Source organism: Arthrobacter sp. MW3 TE3886 (genome assembly GCF_041262145.1).
GTDB lineage: Bacteria > Actinomycetota > Actinomycetes > Actinomycetales > Micrococcaceae > Arthrobacter.
In genome coordinates this window covers 3,330,124-3,347,903 of the sequence record NZ_JBGCAN010000001.1, presented here as the reverse complement: position 1 = coordinate 3,347,903, position 17,780 = coordinate 3,330,124, and the positions used below count along the sequence as shown (strand labels likewise).

General features: G+C 68.7%; 14 protein-coding genes, 2 tRNA genes and 1 pseudogene. 12 read left to right on the top strand and 5 right to left on the bottom strand.

What is annotated here, in order from left to right; genetic code table 11:
* The first annotated feature begins 162 nt into the window (after positions 1-162).
* The 4 genes from ABH915_RS15225 (at position 163) to ABH915_RS15210 (ending at position 4,095) form a co-directional block, all read left to right on the top strand.
* The gene (locus ABH915_RS15225) at positions 163-960 is read left to right on the top strand and encodes an MBL fold metallo-hydrolase (protein WP_370122801.1); all 798 of its coding nucleotides are present in this window, start codon (positions 163-165) and stop codon (positions 958-960) included.
* A gap of 5 nt (positions 961-965) precedes the next feature.
* Complete coding sequence (locus tag ABH915_RS15220; RefSeq protein WP_026538927.1) at positions 966-1,742, top strand: fumarylacetoacetate hydrolase family protein; 777 nt, start codon at positions 966-968, stop codon at positions 1,740-1,742.
* A gap of 117 nt (positions 1,743-1,859) precedes the next feature.
* Positions 1,860-3,380: a glutamate--tRNA ligase gene (gene gltX, locus ABH915_RS15215; RefSeq protein WP_370122797.1), complete on the top strand. Its 1,521-nt coding sequence runs from the start codon at positions 1,860-1,862 to the stop codon at positions 3,378-3,380.
* Position 3,381: 1 nt separating this feature from the next.
* Positions 3,382-4,095, top strand: a complete 714-nt coding sequence (locus ABH915_RS15210; protein ID WP_370122794.1) for an HAD family hydrolase — start codon at positions 3,382-3,384, stop codon at positions 4,093-4,095.
* Between the two features lie 37 nt (positions 4,096-4,132).
* Here the strand turns inward: ABH915_RS15210 and ABH915_RS15205 are convergent, their stop codons facing one another.
* A complete protein-coding gene (locus ABH915_RS15205) occupies positions 4,133-5,518 on the bottom strand; it encodes a hypothetical protein (RefSeq protein WP_370122792.1) in 1,386 nt (461 codons plus the stop codon).
* Positions 5,519-5,863: 345 nt separating this feature from the next.
* On the opposite strand from ABH915_RS15205, the gene ABH915_RS15200 reads away from it, so the two are divergent.
* From ABH915_RS15200 to ABH915_RS15185, 4 genes are all read left to right on the top strand, one after another.
* Positions 5,864-5,935: transfer RNA gene (locus ABH915_RS15200), tRNA-Gln, on the top strand.
* Positions 5,936-6,064: 129 nt separating this feature from the next.
* Positions 6,065-6,137: transfer RNA gene (locus ABH915_RS15195), tRNA-Glu, on the top strand.
* A 161-nt stretch (positions 6,138-6,298) separates the two neighbouring features.
* The gene (locus ABH915_RS15190; RefSeq protein WP_370125016.1) at positions 6,299-8,071 is read left to right on the top strand and encodes a dynamin family protein; all 1,773 of its coding nucleotides are present in this window, start codon (positions 6,299-6,301) and stop codon (positions 8,069-8,071) included.
* Positions 8,068-9,720, top strand: coding sequence for a GTPase (locus ABH915_RS15185; RefSeq protein WP_370122789.1), 1,653 nt, complete (start codon positions 8,068-8,070; stop codon positions 9,718-9,720). Before ABH915_RS15190 ends, ABH915_RS15185 begins: the two co-directional genes overlap by 4 nt.
* Before the next feature lie 35 nt (positions 9,721-9,755).
* Here the strand turns inward: ABH915_RS15185 and ABH915_RS15180 are convergent, their stop codons facing one another.
* Entirely contained in the window at positions 9,756-10,292 is a 537-nt protein-coding gene (locus ABH915_RS15180; protein WP_370122786.1) for a DUF1697 domain-containing protein, read from the bottom strand.
* Positions 10,293-10,305: 13 nt separating this feature from the next.
* Positions 10,306-11,025 (bottom strand): IclR family transcriptional regulator, encoded by a 720-nt coding sequence (locus tag ABH915_RS15175; protein ID WP_026266447.1) that lies wholly within the window; start codon positions 11,023-11,025, stop codon positions 10,306-10,308.
* A gap of 130 nt (positions 11,026-11,155) precedes the next feature.
* Between ABH915_RS15175 and leuC the strand changes: the two genes are divergently transcribed.
* Together leuC and leuD are read left to right on the top strand one after the other, a co-directional pair.
* Entirely contained in the window at positions 11,156-12,610 is a 1,455-nt protein-coding gene (leuC, locus tag ABH915_RS15170; protein ID WP_026538921.1) for a 3-isopropylmalate dehydratase large subunit, read from the top strand.
* 88 nt (positions 12,611-12,698) lie between these two features.
* Complete coding sequence (gene leuD, locus ABH915_RS15165; protein ID WP_026538920.1) at positions 12,699-13,301, top strand: 3-isopropylmalate dehydratase small subunit; 603 nt, start codon at positions 12,699-12,701, stop codon at positions 13,299-13,301.
* A gap of 247 nt (positions 13,302-13,548) precedes the next feature.
* Here the strand turns inward: leuD and ABH915_RS15160 are convergent.
* A pseudogene (locus ABH915_RS15160) lies at positions 13,549-15,211 on the bottom strand (DUF222 domain-containing protein).
* 96 nt (positions 15,212-15,307) lie between these two features.
* Between ABH915_RS15160 and ABH915_RS15155 the strand changes: the two are divergent.
* Positions 15,308-15,451 carry a hypothetical protein gene (locus ABH915_RS15155; protein WP_370122781.1) on the top strand — a complete coding sequence of 48 codons (144 nt, stop codon included), beginning with the start codon at positions 15,308-15,310 and terminating at the stop codon, positions 15,449-15,451.
* A gap of 233 nt (positions 15,452-15,684) precedes the next feature.
* Here ABH915_RS15155 and ABH915_RS15150 read toward each other — a convergent pair whose 3' ends face one another.
* Entirely contained in the window at positions 15,685-16,203 is a 519-nt protein-coding gene (locus ABH915_RS15150; RefSeq protein ID WP_370122778.1) for a GNAT family N-acetyltransferase, read from the bottom strand.
* Between the two features lie 249 nt (positions 16,204-16,452).
* On the opposite strand from ABH915_RS15150, the gene murA reads away from it, so the two are divergent.
* A complete protein-coding gene (gene murA, locus ABH915_RS15145; RefSeq protein ID WP_026266446.1) occupies positions 16,453-17,778 on the top strand; it encodes a UDP-N-acetylglucosamine 1-carboxyvinyltransferase in 1,326 nt (441 codons plus the stop codon).
* The last annotated feature ends 2 nt before the right edge of the window (positions 17,779-17,780 follow it).

Genomic DNA, 17,780 nt, shown 5'->3' with positions numbered 1-17,780 from the left:
CACAGAATCCCGCGTAGCCACAGAATCCCGCGCAGCCACAGCATGTCATAGCGCACGACGGCGGTCCCCACCTTCCGGTAAGGGCCGCCGTCGGCGTCTGTGGTCGGCGTCTGTGGTCCGGGCTGGAGCCAACGGCGCCCGATTCAATGCAAGGATGGGTCCGTGACCTCCGAGACATCCCGCGGCATTGTCCGCAGCAGTGAGCTGACCCGGTTCCGCCTGGCCCCGAACCCGGGCCCCATGAGCCTGGACGGAACCAACTCCTATCTCATTGCCGCCCCGGGGGCGGCGGCGAGGGTCGCCGTCGACCCCGGGCCCCTCGACGAGCCGCACCTGCAGGCGCTGGCCGGCGAGGGACCGGTCGAACTCATCCTGATCACGCACCGGCACGCGGACCACACCGCGGCCGCCGAGAGGTTTTCGGCCCTGACGGGCGCACCGGTCCGGGCCGCGGACCCCGCCCACTGCCATGGCGCACCCCCGCTCCAGGACGGCGAAACCATCCGGGCAGCCGGAACTGACATCCGGGTTCTGGCGACGCCGGGCCACACCGCGGATTCGCTGTGCTTCCACCTGCCGCAGGACGGCCCGCACGGCTCCGTGCTGACCGGGGACACGATTCTGGGCTCCGGAACCACCGTGCTGGACTATCCCGACGGCACCCTCCGGGACTACCTCGACTCGCTGGACCGGCTCGAGCGCCTCGGGCCGGCCACGGTGCTGCCGGCCCACGGCCCGGTGCTGCCGGCACTGGACGCCGTCGCCCGCGCCTACCGGGACCACCGGCAGGGCCGGCTCGAACAGGTCCGGGCAGCCCTCGCGGCACTGGGCGCCGACGCCGATGTCCGAGCCGTAACGGACGTCGTGTACGCCGACGTCGACCCCTCAGTCCGCCGCGCCGCGGAGCTCTCCGTCGCGGCGCAGCTGGACTACCTGCGCACTGGCGGGACGGTAGGCTAGGAACCATGCGTATCGCCCGGTTTGTAGTCGATTCTGATCCCCTCTACGGCATCGTGGAAGGTGAGCCCGGCAGTGAGGAAGTCACTGTCATCAAGGGCGACCCCTTCTTCCACGGCGTGGAACGAACCCCCATGAAGCACAAGCTGGAGGACGTCCGCCTGCTGGCGCCGATCATCCCGCGCAGCAAGGTGATCGGCGTTGGCCGCAACTTCGCCGAACACGCCCGGGAACTCGGCAACGAGGTCCCGGCGCAGCCGCTGCTGTTCCTCAAGCCCAACACGTCCGTGATCGGGCCGAACGATCCCATTGTCCTGCCGGAGTTCTCCGAGGACGTCTCCTTCGAGGCCGAGCTGTGCGTCGTCATTGGCCGGATCTGCAAGGACGTGCCCGAGGACCGGGTGGATGACGTGATCTTCGGCTACACCTGCGGCAACGACCTCACCGCCCGCGACGTCCAGAAGACGGACCTGCAGTGGGCCCGGGCCAAGGGCTTCGACACCTCGGCCCCGCTCGGGCCGTGGATCGAGACCGAGCTCGACACCGAGGACCTGCAGATCCAGGGCCGGCTCAATGGCGAACTGCGCCAGGACGGCAGCACGAACCAGATGATCCGCGGCGTCCGGGAGCTCGTCTCCATCGTCTCGCAGGCCTTCACCCTGCTGCCCGGCGACGTCATCATGACCGGTACCCCGGCCGGCGTCGGCGCCGTGCAGGCTGGCGACCGCTATGAGGTCGAGATCGAGGGCATCGGACGCCTCTCCAACCCGGTGGTCCGCCGCTAAGCGTTTTCGCTCCGATTTCGGACAGCCGCCCCGTGGATCCGCGGGGCGGCTGTCCGAAATTGCACGCGGAAATCCGGGCGGGCGGCGGTTGTAGAGATTGGTAATGTTGGTACCACTATGACTACTGCTCCCAGCTCCGCCCCGCTTGCCGCCTCCAACGGTGAAGTCACCGCTGACACCCCGGTCCGTGTCCGGTTCTGCCCGTCACCCACGGGCACCCCGCACGTCGGCCTGATCCGCACCGCCCTGTTCAACTGGGCCCACGCCCGGCACACGAAGGGCACCTTTGTGTTCCGGATCGAGGACACGGACGCGGCCCGCGACTCGGAGGAGAGCTACCAGCAGCTGCTCGAGGCCCTCAAATGGCTCGGCATCACCTGGGAAGAGGGCGTGGAAGTCGGCGGCCCGCACGAGCCCTACCGCCAGTCGCAGCGGCTGGACCTGTACAAGGACGTCGTGGCCAAGCTGATCGACGCCGGCTACGCCTACGAGTGCTACTCCTCGCCGGAGGAAGTCGAGGCCCGCCACCGCGCCGCCGGCCGCGACCCCAAGCTCGGCTACGACAACTTCGACCGCGAACTCTCCGAGGACCAGCTCGCCGCGTTCAAGGCCGAGGGCCGCCAGCCCGTGCTGCGCGTCCGGATGCCCGACGAGGACGTCACGTTCACGGACATGGTCCGCGGCGAGATCACCTTCAAAGCCGGCAGCATCCCGGACTACGTCATTGTCCGCGCCGACGGCTCCCCGCTCTACACCCTGGTTAACCCGGTGGACGACGCCCTCATGGGGATCACCCACGTGCTCCGCGGCGAGGACCTGCTTTCCTCCACGCCCCGCCAGGTGGTGCTGATCCGGGCGCTGATGGACATCGGCGTCGCCAGCTACATGCCGGTCTTCGGCCACCTGCCGTACGTCATGGGCGAGGGCAACAAGAAGCTCTCCAAGCGCGACCCCCAGTCCAACCTGTTCCTGCTCCGGGACCGCGGCTTCATCCCCGAAGGCCTGCTGAACTACCTGTCCCTGCTCGGCTGGAGCCTCTCCGCCGACGAGGACATTTTCACCGTGGACCAGCTGATCGAGCACTTCGACGTCAACGATGTGCTGGCCAACCCGGCCCGCTTCGACATCAAGAAGGCCGAAGCCATCAACGGCACCCACATCCGCATGCTCGACGCCGAGGACTTCCGCGGCCGCCTGGTGCCCTACCTGCAGGCCGCCGGCTTCGTCGGGGAGAGCCTCACGGAGCGCGAAGAAGAGATCCTGTCCGAGGCCGCACCGCTGATCCAGGAACGCATCTCGCTGCTGGGCGAGGCCCCCGAAATGATCGCGTTCCTGTTCAAGGCCGACGACGCCATCGACGTCGCCGACGACGCCCGCAAGGGCCTGCCGGAGAACCTCACCGAGGTGCTCGACGCCGCCCTGGCCGCCCTGGAGCCCGTTGCCGACTGGACGGCCGAGAACATCCAGGCCGCCCTGAAGGAAGCCCTCGTGGAAGGCCTCGGTGTCAAGCCGCGCCTGGCGTTCGGCCCGGTCCGCACGGCCGTCTCGGGCCGGCGGATCTCCCCGCCGCTGTTCGAGTCCATGGTCATCCTGGGCAAGGATTCATCCCTGGCCCGCCTGCGCGCCTTCCGCGGCTGACATGCTGGCGGCAGGCCTTGGCGGCGGCGCAGTCCAGGGGGTCCTGTTCGACATTGACGACACCCTGGTGGACCTTGAATTCGCCATGACGACGGCCCTCCGCGACGTCAGCGAGCACCTCCTGCCCGGCCTGGACGAGGCCGGGTGGGAGAGGTTCGGGCGGATCTTCACCCGGGAGACCACCCACTTCTACGACCGCTACCTGGCCGGCGAGATCACGTTCAATGAACAGCGCCTGCTCCGCGGCCGGGCGGCACTGGGGTACTTCGGCGTCGAACTTGCCGACGGCGAACAGGCCCACCACTGGGTGAGTTCCTACGCGAGCCGCCAACACGGCTACATCCGGGCGTTCGACGACGTCGGACCCCTGCTGGACGCCCTGGACGCCGCCGGCATTCCCTACGGGGCCGTGAGCAACAACGTCCACGACTACCAGCGCGTGAAGCTGGACGCGGCCGGGCTGACACGGATTACCGTTCTGGTCGGCACCGACACCGTCGGCGCCGCAAAGCCGGACCCGGCCATCTACCTCGAGGGTGTCCGGCGGATCGGTACCGGCCCCGGCCAAACGCTGTACGTCGGGGACAACCGGCTGCTCGACGCGGAAGGCTCGACGGCGGCAGGCCTCCTCGGCGTCTGGCTGAACCGCGGCGGGGAACCGGCCCCGGACTTTTTGGGCCGCGAGGTGGGCTCCCTGCTGGACCTGCTGGCGTAGCCGCCGCTGTAACCGGCGCCGCAACCGGCTCCGGAAGTTACCGGGGACCGGCCTGCCTCCTCCGCAGCCCCAGGAAGGCACCAACAGAGCCAAGGGCGAGCACTGCGACGAGTCCCAGTGCCGTGGCGGCGTCGGACTGCCGGAGCAGGCTGGTGGGCGAGACTGCGGCTGCTCCGGCATGCAGCGTGCCGGTACCGTCGGCAATCCGGGCGTTGCCGTCCGCGAGTTTGTCCGCTCCTGTGGCCAGCTGCGAGGAGCCGGACGCCAGCTTGGTGCTGCCGGCCGAGAGTTCTGAGGCGCCGGAGGCCAAGGCCTGGGAGCCGCCCAGCAGGCCGGGGTTGGTGGGATCGGCCGGGTTGCCCTTGATGCCGGCGTTCAGGGCCACGGTTCCGTCGGCAAGGCGCGAGCTGCCCTCGGTCATCCGGGCGGCGGCCTTGAGCAGGCCCGGGTGCTCGGGATCGCCGGGGACGCCGTCCATCCCGACCCGGATCTTGGACGTGCCGTCGGCCAGAAGCCGGGTGCCCAGTACTACGCCCGGGCTGCCGGGGTCCTGGCTGTTGAGCTTTCCGGCCAGCGTTGCGAATCCGGCCTTGAGTTTGCCCGTTCCTGCGTTCAGCTGGACCGCGCCGTCGTGCAGCCGCTGAGCGCCGGCCTGCAGCTGGCTGGCGCCGGCGTCGAGCTTGTGCGCGCCCGCGGTGATCTTGGCGATCTTGTCCTTCACCACCGACAGCGGAACGAGCCGCTGGACCGGGTCATTCGCCGCTGCCTCCAGCAGTTCCATCGCCTGAGCCAGGGCCGCGGTCCCGGTTCCGGCTGCCGGATTGCCGTTGGCACCGCGGTAGCCCTTGAGCTGGTCCGTGCCGCCTGCCAGCGCGGCCGAGCCCCCGGCCAGCTGGGCGGCGCCGCCGTCGAGCCGGGTGGCTCCGTCGGCGAGGTTGTTCTCGGCGTTGCCCGCCGGCGTCGGCGTCAGCGCGGCCGAGAGCTGCACGGCCCCCGCCGCGAGCTTCTGCGCACCGTCGTCGACTTTGTAAACGCCGGGCGCCAGCTTGCTGGTGACATCGGCTTCGATTTTGACGGCACCTTCGGCCAACTTGCCGGCACCGGCCTGAAGCTTGTCCGCCCCGGGCGCCAGCTTGGTGCTGATGCCCGAGGAGATCTTTTCCGCCCCCGCGGAAAGCTTTCCGGCCCCGGTATCGGCCAGGCTGGCGCCGTTGGCGAGTTTCCCTGCGCCGTCGTCCAGCTGACCGGCTCCGGCGGACGCCTGGGCGGCCCCGTCCTTGAGTTTGGCCGAACCGTCCGTGATGCGGCCCGTGACGAGGGTATAGAAGCCCAGCAGGGCAATGAGCAGCAACGCCAGGATGGCGATGGCGATTTGCTGCGCGGGGGTCCGGGTCTTGCTGATAGCGGCACGACTCTGTGGCACATGATTCCTCTCGACGTTCCCGCCGACAGCGGCTCTGCTGCCGGCCACCCCGGCAACTGTGACGCAGTTAACACTGCAAAATGAGCGCAAAGCTGCCCGCAGCGGAGTGGGGGAGGGGTGGTTACTCGTTGGTAACTTACCGAGCGTAAACTTGTTTCCGCCGGATTGGCAAGGGCTGGCGCGGGTATTGCCGCCACTGACGCCGGACGCGGCCCGCCCCGGCAGCCCGACCCCGCCGCCGCACGCCCGATTTGTGGAAGTGAAAACTCTCGGGTAAAGTAATTACTCGTGCTGAGGCGCCGGGAGCGAGGGTTTAGGCCCAAACATCCGGAGCGAAAGTGCCTTTGGGATATGGTGTAATTGGCAACACTACGGTTTCTGGTACCGTCATTCTAGGTTCGAGTCCTGGTATCCCAGCTCTGAAGTTCCGCGGGTTTCCGCTGAAATTCGGAAGTTTTGAATCGGCTGGTCCGATTTGAAACGGCGGCCAAATGTATGAAACAATCATTTGGCTTGAATGGCAGAAATGCTGTTCAGGAAGTACGCGGCCCCATCGTATAGCGGCCTAGTACGCTGCCCTCTCACGGCGGTAACGCGGGTTCGAATCCCGCTGGGGTCACAATGGAAACGGTCCCGGGCATCAGCCCGGGGCCGTTTTTCGTTTCCCGGAATTGCTGCGCTGCCGGGCCCCATCGATAGGCGGCGGCTGGCCGGGGGCGCCGGCTCCCGATGTATGGCGCCCTGGTTCCGCGCAGGAGTGCCCCCCGCAGTAACCACGTCCTGAACTGGCATGATGATGCTGTGAGCTCCCATGAAACCGGCCCCGAGGCCGCAACCGGCGTGGCCCTCCTTGAAGCAGTGCGGCAGGACCTGGCGGCCATCCGGCTGCCGCTCGCGCTGCCCGGGACGGACCACACGCGCCTGGAGCTCCGGAATGCCGTGGCTCAACTTGATGACTACATCCTGCCCCGCTACCGCAGCCTCGATGCGCCCCTGCTGGCCGTGGTGGGCGGTTCCACCGGGGCCGGGAAATCCACCCTGGTCAACGCGTTGGTGGGCCACCCCGTCACTCGGGCCGGTGCGATCCGCCCCACAACCCGCCAGCCCATCCTGCTGCACCATCCCGCCGACGCCGCCTGGTTTGAGGGCCAGCGGGTGCTGCCCGCCCTGGGCCGCATCCGGGGTGCCCTCGTGGATGGCCGGGCGCCGGCCCCGGCTGATCCGGCGTTGGATTCCGGCCCGGTGAGCTCCCTGGTCCTGGTCTCCGACTCCGCGGTCCCGCCGGGAATCGCCCTGGTGGACGCGCCCGACGTCGACTCCATTTCCGAGAACAACCGCCAGCTGGCCGGACAGTTACTTGCCGCCGCCGACCTCTGGGTGTTTGTCACCACCGCCAACCGCTATGCCGACGCCGTGCCATGGCGCCTGCTCCTGGATGCGGCCTCCCGCGACATCATGGTGGCTGTGGTCCTGGACCGGGTGCCGCCAGCGGCGGAAGCGGAAATTAGCGCGGATCTGCAGGCCATGCTCAGCCGGGAAGGCCTGGGTGCTGCCCAACTGTTCGTGGTGCCGGAGCTGTCGCTGGATGCCGCAGGGATGCTTCCGGCAGAGGCGGTCGAGCCGCTGCAGGTTTGGCTCGGGAAGCTGGCGGGGGACGCCGCGGGACGGGCAGGAATTGCCCGGCGCACCCTCAACGGCACCCTCCTCGCCCTCGCCCACCGCGTCGACGCGGCGGAGCAGGCGCTGTCCGAACAGCAGCACGCAGCCGATGTTCTCGCAGCCGACGCCCGCAACGCCTATGACGACGCCGTGGCCAGGATCCTTGAGGCCACCCGCGACGGCGCACTGCTGCGGGGCGAAGTGCTGGCGCGCTGGCAGGACTTCGTCGGGACCGGGGAGTTCTTCCGCGCCATGGAACAGAACATCGGACGCTTCCGTGACCGTGTGGGCGCGTTCGTCCGGGGTGAGCCGGCGCCTGCGGTCAGAGTGGAAACCGCGATCGAAACGGGACTGCAGGCCGTCATTGTCGATCAAGCCGCCAAGGCCGCGGAGCACACCGACCAGCGGTGGCGTTCAGACCCTGCCGGCAGGCAGTTGCTGGGCGCCGACGATCTTTCCGGTGCGTCCGAGGGCTTCGCGGACGCTGTGGCGGCCGAGATCCGGGCTTGGCAGGGGAGCCTGATGGAACTCATCCGCACCGAAGGCCAGGGCAAGCGCACCCAGGCCCGCTGGTTGTCCTTCGGCATCAACGGCCTCGGCGCTGCACTGATGATCGTGGTGTTCTCCATGACCGCGGGTCTGACCGGGCTTGAGATCGGAGTCGCCGGCGGCACCGCCGTCGTGGGTCAGCGCCTCCTGGAGGCGGTCTTCGGGGAGGACGCCGTCCGCCGGCTCGCCCGGACCGCACGCGAGAACCTGCATCTGCGGTGCCAGGGCCTGCTGGCGGCGGAGTGCCAGCGGTTCTTGACCTTGCTGGAAGTCGACGGCGGCGTGCCGCCGTCAGCGATTGCCGGACATGCGGCAGCACTGCGCCGGCTGGCGGCCACGTCATGAGCCGTCATGGTGCCGCCCGCGAGGCGTCCCAGCTCGATCGCAGGCTGGAAGCGCTCGACAGCGCCAGGGAACTTGCGTCCGGAGTCCTCCCGGAGCAGACCCTGGCCGGTGTCCTGCAGGTGCTCGACCGCGCGAGTTCGCGGCGGTCACTGTCCGGCGACCACACGGCGGTTGGGTTTTTTGGAGCCACCGGCAGCGGCAAGTCATCGCTCTTCAATGCCGTAAGCGGCGAGGAGGTCGCGACGGCGGCCGTGCGCCGGCCGACCACCACCGAGCCGCTGGCTGGCATTTGGGGCGTCCAGGGCAGCGATCCGCTGCTGGATTGGCTGGAGGTCCACAAGCGCCACGCTGCGGCGCCCATCAAGGGGTTCGCCGACGACGACACCGGGCTGATCCTTCTGGACCTGCCGGACTTTGACTCGACCAGGGCCGCCAACCGGGAGATTGTGCAGCGGATGGTGGGGCTCGTGGACGTCCTCGTCTGGGTCCTCGATCCGCAGAAATACGCCGACGCCGCCGTGCACAACGATTTCCTGACGCCGCTGTCCTCGCACGGGGCCGTGACGATCGTTGTGCTCAACCAGATCGACAGGCTCCCGGACCACGAGGTCCGGCCGGTCCTGGAATCCCTCACAGCTATCCTGGCGCGGGACGGGCTGGGCAAAGTGCAGGTCCTCGGGGCTTCCGCGGTGCTGGGAACGGGGGTGGACAAGGTGCGGGCCGCGATCCGGCAGGTGGCGATTCAGCGGCAGGCGATGTCACAGCGACTTGCGGCAGATGTCACGCACGCCGCCGCCCGGCTGGCCGAGGAGTCCGGCTTGTCCGCGGGTGGCATGAAGCCCGCTGGTGGCGGGACGGCCGCCGGTGCGACGGCCGCGTCCAAGGCCCGGCTGGCGGGGGAGTTGGCTGTGGCCGCCAATGTGCCGCTGGTGGTCGACGCAGTCGCCCGGTCCTACCGGCTGGAAGCAACCCGGCGCACGGGCTGGCCGGTGACCCGCTGGCTGGCCAGGTTCCGGCCGGATCCGCTGCGGCGTCTGAACTTGCGCCGCGAGGGCGCCAAGCCTGAGCTGAACCGGACGTCTCTGCCTCCTGCGGGGGCGCCGGAGCAGGCGCGGGCCGATGCCGCCGTCAGGGAGTTCGCTGAGGCGGCGTCCGCCGGTGCCCCCGGGCCGTGGCGTGCGGTCATCCGCGGCGCCGCGCGGGAAGGCAGTGGCCGGCTGCCGGACGCCCTGGACCAGGCGATTGCCTCCACAGATCTGTCCGCCGGCAGGAAGTCCTGGTGGTGGGGTGTGTTCAATGCGGTTCAGTGGCTCGCCCTGGTGACGGCCCTGGCCGGGTTCGCGTGGCTGGGAGTCCTGGCTGCGCTCGGCTACCTGCAACTGCCAGTGCCGGAGGTCCCGCGGGTCCAGGGCTGGCCGGTTCCTACCGTGATGATCGCCGGGGGAGTGCTGCTGGGCATCGTCCTGGCGATTGGGGCGCGGTTCATTTCCGGAGCCGCGGAGGCGTCACGGAGTGCCGTGGCCCGGAAGCGCCTGACAGCCGCCGTCGCCGCCGTCGCGGAGGAACTTGTCGTGGCGCCCGTGGAACGTGAGGTCGGCCGCCTGACGACATTCACCGCTGCGCTGAAGGCCGCCGCGGGTCGGCAGTGAGCCATTCGTGCGGGGCCGGCCGGCGGGAGCCCCGCCTAAATCCCGGCCGCGGCGTCGCGGACCTTGATCATGGTGCGGAGGTTGCGGGTGGTGGTGGCGGCCTTGTACTTGGCCTTTGAGGAGAGCTTGCTGAAAGGGCTGTCCAGGGTGCCGCCGGCGGGGGCGAGCCAGGCCATGGCCTCGGGGCCCAGCCGGGTAAGCTCGGCCCCCGCCAGGGCACTGCCTGACTCGAAGAGCTCCGAGAGCACCGCCTCGTCAGAGGCGAGCGTCAGGTACGTATGGGTGGAGGCGTCGTCGGCCGGGTAGGGGCACGCGTCGACCAGCGATGCCACGCGGTCCGCGGTCAGCACCACCACCCAGGCGTCGTAGCCGAAGGATTCCCGCAGGCACGCCTCAAATTCCTGCTTCACGCCGGCGGGATCCAGTTCGCTCGCCAGCACGACATTCCCGCTGGCCAGTAGGGTCACGACGCCCGAAAATGGCCGGGGCTTCAGGGCGTTCTTGAGATCGGCCATCTTGATATTGATGCCGCCCACGTTGATGCCCCGCAGGAACACTGCATAGCTGTTCATGGGCACAGCATACTTAGTCGTTGGTCTTGCGCAGCGCTTCAGTCAGGACACGGCCGGCGTTGCAGACTACTTCGGCGTGCAGCCGGCCCGGCTGGCGGGTCAGGCGCTCGATCGGGCCGGAGATGGACACCGCGGCAATCACGCGGCCGGACGGCCCGCGGACGGGGGCCGAAACGGAGGCGACGCCGGGCTCGCGTTCGCCGAGGCTCTGGCCCCAGCCCCGGCGTCGTACTCCCGCCAGGACGGTGGGGGTGAAGCGGGCGGACTGGAGGCCTTCCAGGAGGCGGTCGTGGTCCTCCCACGCCAGCAGCACCTGGGCGGCGGAGCCGGCCTTCATGGACAGCTGGGTGCCGACGGGGATGGTGTCGCGTAGCCCGATCGGGCGTTCGGCGGAGGCCACGCAGACGCGCCAGTCACCCTGGCGGCGGAAGATCTGGGCGCTTTCGCCGGTGGCGTCGCGCAGTTGCATGAGCACCGGGCCGGCGGAGGCGATGAGGCGGTCCTCGCCGGCGGCGGAGGCCAGTTCCACCAGGCGGCTCCCGAGCACGAAGCGGCCCTGGATGTCGCGGCTCACAAGCCTGTGGTGCACCAGCGCGAGAGCCAGCCGGTGCACGGTGGGCCGGGCCAGTCCCGTGGCCGCCACCAGCTGCGCCAGGGTGGTGGGGCCGGCCTCAAGTGCGTCAAGCACATGGGCCGCTTTATCGATGACACCGACTCCACTAGAATTGTCCATGTAATGATATTGACGTCTCATTATCTGAGATGCAAGTCAGCGCGCTGGCGTATTACTTGGCTGTGCTGGTTCAGTGGAAGAGATAGTCCGTCGGAACGCACAATACTTACCGCAGTGAAGGGAGCAGGCCGTGGCAAAGACACTGGCCGAGAAAGTCTGGGACGCGCACGTTGTGCGCAAGGGGGACGGCGAAGGAGCCAACGCCCAGCCGGATCTCCTCTTCATCGACCTCCACCTGGTGCACGAGGTGACGTCGCCGCAGGCCTTTGAAGGTCTGCGGCTCGCCGGCCGCAAGCTGCGCCGGCCGGACCTCACCATCGCCACCGAGGACCACAACACTCCCACGCTGGATATCGACAAGCCAATTGCCGATCTCACCAGCCGGACCCAGATCCAGACCCTGCGCAACAACTGCCAGGAGTTCGGCGTCCGCCTGCACTCCCTCGGCGACGCCGAGCAGGGAATCGTGCACGTGGTGGGCCCCCAGCTGGGCCTCACGCAGCCCGGCATGACCGTGGTCTGCGGCGACTCGCACACCTCAACCCACGGCGCCTTCGGGGCGCTCGCCATGGGCATCGGCACCTCCGAGGTGGAGCACGTCATGGCCACCCAGACGCTGTCCCTGAAGCCGTTCAAGACCATGGCCATCAACGTTGAGGGCACGCTGCGCCCCGGCGTGAGCGCCAAGGACATCATCCTGGCCGTCATCGCCAAGATCGGCACCGGCGGCGGGCAGGGCTACGTGCTGGAATACCGCGGCTCCGCCATCCGTGCGCTGTCCATGGAAGCCCGGATGACCATCTGCAACATGTCCATCGAGGCCGGCGCCCGCGCCGGGCTGGTGGCTCCGGACCAGACCACGTACGACTACATGCACGGCCGCCCGCATGCGCCCGAGGGCGCCGACTGGGATGCCGCCGTCGAATACTGGAACACGCTGCACACCGACGACGACGCAGCGTTCGACGTCGAGGTGGACCTCGACGCCGACACCCTCGAACCGTTCGTGACGTGGGGAACCAACCCGGGCCAGGGCGTGTCCCTGTCCGCAAAGGTGCCCTCGCCGGATGACTTCGGCGATGAGAACGCCAAGGCCGCCGCCGAACGCGCCCTGCAGTACATGGGTCTCGAGGCGGGCACTCCGATGAAGGACATCCGGGTGGACACGGTGTTCCTGGGCTCCTGCACGAATTCCCGGATGGAGGACCTCCGGGCCGCCGCCGACATCATCCGGGGCCGGACCAAGGACCCCGCCGTGCGGATGCTGGTGGTGCCCGGTTCCGCCCGCGTCCGCCTCGAGGCTGAAGCCGAGGGCCTGGACAAGGTCTTCAAGGACTTCGGGGCCGAATGGCGCTTTGCCGGCTGCTCCATGTGCCTGGGCATGAACCCGGACCAGCTGGAGGTGGGGGAGCGCTGCGCCTCCACGTCCAACCGCAACTTCGAGGGGCGCCAGGGCAAGGGTGGCCGCACCCACCTCGTCTCGCCGGTTGTCGCTGCGGCGACGGCGGTCCGCGGCACCCTGAGTTCGCCGTCGGATCTGGACCCTGCCCCGGAGTCCGCGGCGGTCCGAGTCGACGCCGCGTAAACTCCGCCGCGTAGTCACCGCCTTCCCCGCCCAGATCCGAAGCCTCGAGCCACACAGCCTCGATCCATACAGTCCCGAAGGATCCGCCATGGAAAAGTTCACCACTCACACCGGAATCGGTGTCCCGCTGCGCCAGAGCAACGTCGACACGGACCAGATCATCCCCGCCGTGTACCTCAAGCGCATCACGCGTACCGGCTTCGAGGACGCCCTCTTCGCCGCATGGCGCAAGGACCCGTCCTTCATCCTGAACCAGGCGCCGTTCAACGCAGGATCCGTTCTGGTGGCCGGTCCCGATTTCGGTACGGGTTCCTCCCGCGAGCACGCCGTCTGGGCGCTGAAGGACTTCGGCTTCAAGACGGTCCTGTCCTCCCGCTTTGCCGACATCTTCCGGGGCAACTCCGGCAAGCAGGGTCTGCTCGCCGCGGAAGTCGCCCAGGACGACATCGAGCTCATTTGGAAAGAACTCGAAAACGCCCCGGGCACCGAGGTCACGGTGGACCTCGTGTCCAAGACCGTGCAATGCGGCAACATTGTGGCGCCGTTCGAGATTGACGACTACACACGCTGGCGCCTCCTGGAGGGCCTGGACGACATCGGACTCACCCTGAAGCACGAATCCGACATCACCGCGTATGAGGCCACCCGGCCTTCCTTCAAGCCCAAGACGCTGCCTGCCCGGTTGTCTTAAAGTCCCAGACCTGAGGGCCGGGGGCTGAGGCTTCTGGGCTGCGGCTCCACGCAGAGGCTCCGGGTCCTGTCCGAGGCTCGGGCGGGGCTCCGGAGTGGCGAGTAAGGGCCCGGCGATGCGCCCGGTAATGACGTGCCGTCGTCGAGTTTTAAGACTCGACGGCGGCACTCGTGTTTGTGCGGTGCTCGTGTTTGTGCGGTGCTCGTGTTTTGTGCGGTGCTCGTGTTTTGTTCGGCACTAACCGCGCTCAGGCCGCCGCGACGGCAACGCGTTTGCGGCTCTTGAGGGCCTTCGCCCGAACCCGGATCAGGTGAAGCTGGCGGGGCCCTGGCTGATCTGTGGCTGATGGGCGAAGCGGTGTCCCCGGCAGTGGTGGTGCGGGGGAGTGGTGGGTGTGGTCGGTGGGGGTGGTGAGTTCGATGTTGTGCCGGCTGTTTCTGCCGTTGCCGGGTTCGGCTTCAGGGCTGGGGCGTGCGTTCCAGCCGGGGGTTTCTTTGGTGTGGTTGCAGGCTTCGCAGAGGCCTGCGCCGTTGGTGCTGGTTGTTTCTCCTCCGTGGTGCCAGGGGATGATGTGGTCCAGGTGGCGGATGGGTGCGTCGCAGTAGGGGGTGCGGCAGGTGTCGTCCCTGGTTTGGATGAAGCGGCGCAGGCCGGGTGGGAAGAGGCGGGCGCGGGAGTCCATGGCGATGAGCTCTCCGGTGCGTGGGTGGGTGTAGAGGCGGCGGAGCCAGAGGGTGAACGCGGGGTCATCGGCGGCCCGGGACGCGTCACGGGTTCTGATGGGGCTGCCGGACGGGGGACCGCCGGCGGTGCCGCCGGGTTGAGGGGGACCGCCGGACTGGCCGTCAACGTTTGTGTCCGTGTCCGTGCCCGGGGCCGCGGCGCCGGGCCCAGGGGGACCACTGTGTCCCGGGGGAGTGCCGCCCTCGCTGCCGTGTGCGCCGCCCGGCGCAGGGTTGATGAGGGTGCGGGCCCAGCCGGCGGGGACGGTGCCGTAGCCGGGGAGCCGGGCGGGTTCGGAGTCGGCCTGGAACAGGGTGCGGTCGGTCATGATGACCTGGATTTCGACGCCGCGGATCCCGCCGGGGGTGCCGCGTGGTGCGTTCGACGAGGGCATCGGCCATCAGCTGCCCGCGGCCCCTGGGATCCCCGCTACTCCGGAGGGTGTCGGCGTGCCCGGTGAGGGCCTTGTAGACGGCGACGCCGGCGGTCACGGGCAGCAGGGCGGTCAGGTGGCACATGGTGTCGGGGGCCGGGCGGAGGCTGACGTGCCGCTCGGTGGCGGCGTGCGCGGCGCGTTCGGTCACGGTGCGGGGATCACGCCGGTACGCGGCGGCGCGGGCCGCGGCGACCAGGGACCGGTCACCGGCCCCGGCGAGCGTTCCGGCGTCGGGCGCGAGTTCCTCGTCAACGGCGGCCCGGTCCGCCGGGGTCAGGCAGGCCGTTTCGCGCACCAAAAGGGTGGCGCGCCATTCGTTGAGCTGTCCGGCCTGCAGGGCGGCGAGGGTGTGGGGCATTTCGGTCACGAGGGCTTTGGCCAGGCCCAGGAGCCGGCCGCCCCTGGCGGGGGATTCGTGCCGGGCGAGGGCGAGCTGCGCGCCGATCCCGGCGCCGAGCTTCTCGGCCGGGACTCCGGCGGCGGCCTGTTCGCGGCGCTGGAGCAGGTCGAGGGCCACAGCGAGCCGGGCCTGTTCCGCGGACGCGGCGGACTTCCAGTCCTCCAGTTCCCGGATCCGGTCAATGATCCCGGCACTGTCCGTGGCCGGAAGGATCTCCGACATCATGCGGACCAGGTCCTCGACGGCCACCGGAGCACTGACCGGAACGGCGGCGGCACGGCTCCCGGCGCGGCCGAAGCCGCCGTCGCCGTCTCCCGCCGGAACCACTTCGGACCCCTGATTGCCGTCCATGAACCCAGTCTCCTCCGAGGGTACGACACTAACGGGAGGCCGAAGCCGGCGGGCAGACCGCGGGGACCAACGAGTGGTCACCACACCGATGGCGGCATGACAGACTCCGGGACCCCGCCCGCCGGCGCCCGCGCGGCCCCCGGCGCGGCCGAGGCCGCCGTCGCCGTGTCCCGCCCGAACCACTTCGGGCCCCTGATTGCCGTCCATGAATACAGTCTCCTCCGGGGGACGGACATTTAGCGGAGACCGAGACGGGCGGACAGACCGCGGGGACTCGTGGGTGGTCGCCGCACCGATGGCGGCATTACAGACTGCGGCACCCCGCCCGCCGGTGGCGGGACGGCTCCCGGCGCGGCCGAGGCCGCCGTCGCCGTGTCCCGCCGGAACCACTTCGGGCCCCTGATTGCCGTCCATGCAGCCAGTCTCCTCCGGGGGTACGACAATCAGGTGCTTCCCTCTACATGTGCTTCCGGTTAGGCGGGCTCGATCCAGTAGCGGCGTTTGCCGTTGCGGCTGTCTTCGTAGACGCCGCCGTTCTTTTCGATGGTGGCCCGGGAACCAGCGTTATCTTCATCGCAAGTGAGGAGAATCCGGGAGATGCCCAGTTCTAGGGCAATTGGCAGGGCGCTGGCCAAAGCAGCAGCTGCGTGGCCGCGGCGCCGTGCGGAAGGCCTCACGCTATAGCCAATGTGCCCACCTTCGTTGAGGAGGAAATCGTTCAGCTCGTGTCGGATGGCCAATGAGCCAAGAAAGGTGTCACCGTCCACGATCCACAGGTACGTGCAGGGTACGTACCCTGGTTTCCGCGGGCTCTCCGGCCGGGCATCGTTGACCAGCGCATCCACGAAGCGGCGGAACGAGTGGTCGTCGTCGAGTTCTTCCAGTGGCCAGTCCTCCGCACCCGCGCCGTCCCGGTGGGCACCGTCAAATTCGGCGGATCCTTCCAGCCAAGAGGAGTGATAACTGACGTCCGGAGCGATTAGGCGAGGCATCTCACGATCGTATTCGAAGGGTTCTCCTCTTCGGAGGAGTCGGTTCTGTCTTCGGTCCCACCCGGCGGGCCCTCCGCGCCCACCCGACGCACCGTCCGCAGGCCCGAAAGCGGTGCCGCACCCGTGCCGACAGGGCCAACACGAGGCCGCTGGAACCGCTCTGTATTTCAGATCGGTAACGGATGCTCCTATGCTTAGCTGGAGCCTTTGTAAGGATTTGGGGGCGAGTAGTCGTGAGGAAACCGGTATATGAGTAGTGTTCTGACAATCCGCGGAGGCGTCCCGCTAACTGGCCGCGTCACCGTTCGCGGGGCCAAGAATCTTGTCCCCAAGGCCATGGTTGCTGCCCTTTTGGGCAATGAGCCATCGGTGTTGCGCAACGTGCCTGAAATCAAGGACGTCGAGGTTGTCACGAGCCTGCTCCAGCTCCACGGCGTCAGGGTCGACAAGGATCCCGTGACCGGCGATCTGACGCTTGACCCGAAGGGCGCCAAGACGGCCTCCAGCACGGCCATCGACGCCCACGCCGGCGATTCGCGCATCCCGATCCTGCTGTGCGGGCCGCTGATCCACGCCATCGGCGAGGCCTTCATTCCGGACCTGGGTGGCTGCAAGATCGGCGACCGTCCGATCGACTACCACCTCAATGTCCTGCGCCAGTTCGGCGCCGTCGTGGAAAAGCGCCCCGGCGGCATCCACATCTCCGCGCCCAACGGGCTCAAGGGCGCCAAGATTGCGCTGCCCTACCCGTCCGTGGGCGCCACAGAGCAGGTCCTGCTGAGCGCCACGCGCGCCGAAGGCATCACCGAACTCTCCGGGGCGGCCACCGAGCCGGAAATCGTGGACCTCATCGCGGTGCTGCAGAAGATGGGCGCCATCATCAGCGTCCAGACTGACCGCACCATCCGCATCGAAGGGGTCCGGGACCTCGGCGGCTACAACCACCGCGCCCTCTCGGACCGCAACGAGTCCGCCTCCTGGGCTTCCGCGGCCTTGGTCACCCGCGGCGACATCTTTGTCGAAGGCGCCACGCAGCGCGACATGATGACCTTCCTGAACACGTACCGCAAGGTCGGCGGCGGCATGGACATCGGCGACGACGGCATCCGCTTCTACCACCGCGGCGGCAAGCTCAACCCCCTGGTCCTCGAAACTGACGTGCACCCCGGTTTCATGACGGACTGGCAGCAGCCGCTCATCGTCGCCCTGACCCAGGCCGAGGGCGTTTCGATCGTCCACGAGACCGTGTATGAGAACAGGTTCGGCTTCACCGATGCACTGATCCGCATGGGCGCCAATATCCAGGTCCACCGCGAGTGCCTCGGCAGCGTGCCGTGCCGCTTCGGGCAGCGCAACTTCCTGCACTCCGCCGTCATCTCCGGTCCGGCGCAGCTCAAGGGCACCGACATCGACGTCCCGGACCTGCGCGGCGGGTTCAGCCACCTCATTGCCGCCCTGGCCGCCACCGGCACCTCCCGCGTCACGGGGATCGACATCATCAACCGCGGCTACGAGCGCTTTACCGAGAAGCTCGCGGGCCTCGGCGCCGATTTCGACATCACCTCGGTCAAGTAGCG